This is a genomic window from Fusibacter paucivorans (genome assembly GCF_018390735.1).
Classification (GTDB): domain Bacteria; phylum Bacillota; class Clostridia; order Peptostreptococcales; family Acidaminobacteraceae; genus Fusibacter; species Fusibacter paucivorans.
The window spans coordinates 1-2,769 of sequence record NZ_JAHBCL010000075.1 but is presented as its reverse complement, the minus strand read 5'-3'; the positions used below and the strand labels follow the sequence as shown (position 1 = coordinate 2,769).

Below are 2,769 nucleotides of genomic sequence, written 5' to 3'. Positions count from 1 at the left end.
ACATTCGCATTGCGGTATGATATCACCCTACGATTATGAACTTGAATTTGTCAGTTAGTAATCATAAAAGTTGTTTAAAGATTCTACGTTTAAGTTGTCCTTTTTCTTGACAGAAGACCAATTGATACTACTTGTAGTATGGTTTATGATAAGTACTTTATATCAAGTTAGACCTTTGAGTTACATTTGGAAATACTTTGATGATGTTTGGGCGTATAGAATACAATCTGGTTTGCGAACGGGAGTAATTACTTTAATTATAATATATTATGATCGACATTATGAACGGAAGCATGATAATAAGAACAGTAACTAAAAAAGATTAGAGTATCAGTGTTTCCATAAAGTTGAAGCAGAAAACCTATTTACGAAAGAAAAGAGGATCCGTGATGCTATTCTGGATTTTTATGATTTCAATGCTTATGATGGTCCCTATAACGATGTTGGTTTTTGGAAAAATATTTATGAAGAGACCACCAAAAAAAATAAATGCTTTCTATGGTTATCGTTCAAGTAGATCTATGAAGAATCAAGAAACTTGGATATACGCACATAATTATTGCGGGCTCTTGTGGACTAAGCTAGGATGGATAGTGTTAATTGGTACCATTAGTCCTATGATAATCATTATTGGAAAGAGCAATGAAATTATAGGCAAGGTAGGCGGACTTATAGTGATAATACAATTATTCATTCTTACAGGTTCAATATTTCCAGTTGAAAAAGCATTGAAAAGAAATTTTGATAAAGATGGCAGAAGAATAGATGAATAATTATTTGAATATAATTAAAAGGATATATAATGGATAAAAGATTAAATTAACTTAGACTGGACAATAAATTTCCTTTTACGGAAAGAATGTATATTACAGATGGTTATATAGAAATAGAAAATTTGTTCAATTTAATATCTGACATATATACCTATATATTTCCACTTTTACTGTAATAAAAAATTATATCTTAACCATGATTGGTATGAACATGATGGCTATGCCCCCATTTAACACTGATAAGAATAACTTAATTGTAGCATACATGCATTAAAATAGGATTATTGAAGCAGACAAGAATCATAAATTTCATCACATAATACAGTAACGGTCAGCGGGGGAACGATATATGAGATTATACACTCGGAAATTCTCTAAGGTTCGTAATTTAGAAATATGTTAAAATGGATCTATATCAATATGTCCTTAAGGAGCATTAAAAATGTATTCAAAAAATAGAGAAGTATTGTTAACATTATTACATGATGCAGATGAATACGCAACATTTAAAAAAATTGATTGTCCACCAATATACTTATTAGGCGGATCAGGCTGTATATTGGGTGACTACTTAGATAGAGCAACATTGGATATAGATTTTATTGATATAAACTATAGCTCAACAGTAGGGAAGGTCTTTAGATTATTTGATAGATTTGATATGCTTGATACTTATGTTACGCCTATTGCAGATGGATATGAACAAAGAGCTAAATTATTAGAAGGATTTACAACATTAAGATATTATGTTTTATCTGCCGAGGATATTATTGTAAGCAAATTGGGACGCTACTCGGTGAAAGACCAAGACGATATAAATCACCTTATTGAAAAATCAGATATAGAAATAATTTCATCATTAATTGCAAATGTAATAAGTAGAAAAGATTTTAGTGAACGCGTTAAGCAAGCATTTGTAATGAATAGCCGCTTATTTAGGGAGAAATACAATGTATAATCAATTTACAAAATCACTTGATAATTTTATCGCACTAAATGCAGCCAAAGACGAATATCGATATAAATTAGTTAAGTCAATTGAACCTCTAAAAAGTATTGAAACTTTCTTAGCATTAAAGCAGTTAAATGCATTAGAGTATGAAAAACTTCAAAAATTAATATGGGAAATAGGTGAAAACATAAACGAATACCCATCATTTAAAGTTTTTTCGTGGGAGCTTTGGGGTTACGGTTTTGACGGACAAAATAATAACGTGGCAATAGACGACCTTGATGAAAAATTAAAGTTAATAGACTTACTACTGAGCACTCAGTACTGGCATTAATTTAGGAATTCCGAGAATTACTTCATATAAACCAGCTAATACTTGTCAGATGAATCCTAAGGTGTGATTAAATGATAAAGACAATATTGAAAAAAACAGTTCGAGAAATAAGCAAAATACTGCTCTTAATTGTATTATGGTTTTTTATAAGTATCCTTTCTCAAACTCGACCACTGAGTTATTTTTGGGATTTATTAAACGAAATCGGTGGGAATAAACTACAAGTATTTTTTCATACATTCACAATGATTGCGGTTTCACAAATTATCATCCGCAAAGTCGAAAAGAATAATATTTAACGACGGTATCACCCTTTTCCTTTTTTGAGAAAAGGGTTATTTACAGTATGGGAGTGATCAAATGGGAAAAGTATTCCAGCTCTGTGGGGCAAGTATCATTTTATATAGAAACAATGAAGTATTATTACAAAAAAGAACGGATAATCAATGCTGGGGGTATCACGGGGGTGCGATCGAAGTAGGCGAGATCGTAGAGGATGCCGCTAAACGAGAATTGTTTGAAGAAACCGGATTAACGGCTAATCGCATAGAATTATATGGTGTTTTTTCAGGACCTGATCAATATCACGTGTATTTGGCAATAATAAAATACATGAAATGGCAATTAAAAATACAATTGCCAGATAACGACTTTACTTGGTTAATGCATACCGCTTTCTGTAGCTCTCTTTGTTGAAGAGAAGCAAGTGA

The 2,769-nt window shown here is 31.3% G+C and carries 4 protein-coding genes; all 4 read left to right on the top strand.

Annotated elements, in window-relative coordinates:
- Nucleotides 1-389 precede the first annotated feature (389 nt).
- The 4 genes from KHM83_RS19460 (at nucleotide 390) to KHM83_RS19445 (ending at nucleotide 2,755) form a co-directional block, all read left to right on the top strand.
- Nucleotides 390-773 (top strand): SdpI family protein, encoded by a 384-nt coding sequence (locus KHM83_RS19460; RefSeq protein ID WP_213238704.1) that lies wholly within the window; start codon nucleotides 390-392, stop codon nucleotides 771-773.
- Between the two features lie 442 nt (nucleotides 774-1,215).
- On the top strand, nucleotides 1,216-1,731 hold the full coding sequence (locus tag KHM83_RS19455) for a DUF6036 family nucleotidyltransferase (protein WP_213238703.1): 516 nt from the start codon (nucleotides 1,216-1,218) through the stop codon (nucleotides 1,729-1,731).
- Nucleotides 1,724-2,059 (top strand): hypothetical protein, encoded by a 336-nt coding sequence (locus KHM83_RS19450; protein ID WP_213238702.1) that lies wholly within the window; start codon nucleotides 1,724-1,726, stop codon nucleotides 2,057-2,059. Before KHM83_RS19455 ends, KHM83_RS19450 begins: the two co-directional genes overlap by 8 nt.
- Before the next feature lie 360 nt (nucleotides 2,060-2,419).
- Nucleotides 2,420-2,755 carry an NUDIX domain-containing protein gene (locus tag KHM83_RS19445; RefSeq protein WP_213238701.1) on the top strand — a complete coding sequence of 112 codons (336 nt, stop codon included), beginning with the start codon at nucleotides 2,420-2,422 and terminating at the stop codon, nucleotides 2,753-2,755.
- Nucleotides 2,756-2,769 lie beyond the last annotated feature (14 nt).

What these genes read in the sequence shown, in the direction of transcription:
- KHM83_RS19445 (WP_213238701.1), top strand. Translation starts at nt 2,420, where the DNA reads ATGGGAAAAGTATTCCAGCTCTGTGGGGCAAGTATCATTTTATATAGA.
- KHM83_RS19455 (WP_213238703.1), top strand. Translation starts at nt 1,216, where the DNA reads ATGTATTCAAAAAATAGAGAAGTATTGTTAACATTATTACATGATGCA.
- KHM83_RS19450 (WP_213238702.1), top strand. Translation starts at nt 1,724, where the DNA reads ATGTATAATCAATTTACAAAATCACTTGATAATTTTATCGCACTAAAT.
- KHM83_RS19460 (WP_213238704.1), top strand. Translation starts at nt 390, where the DNA reads ATGCTATTCTGGATTTTTATGATTTCAATGCTTATGATGGTCCCTATA.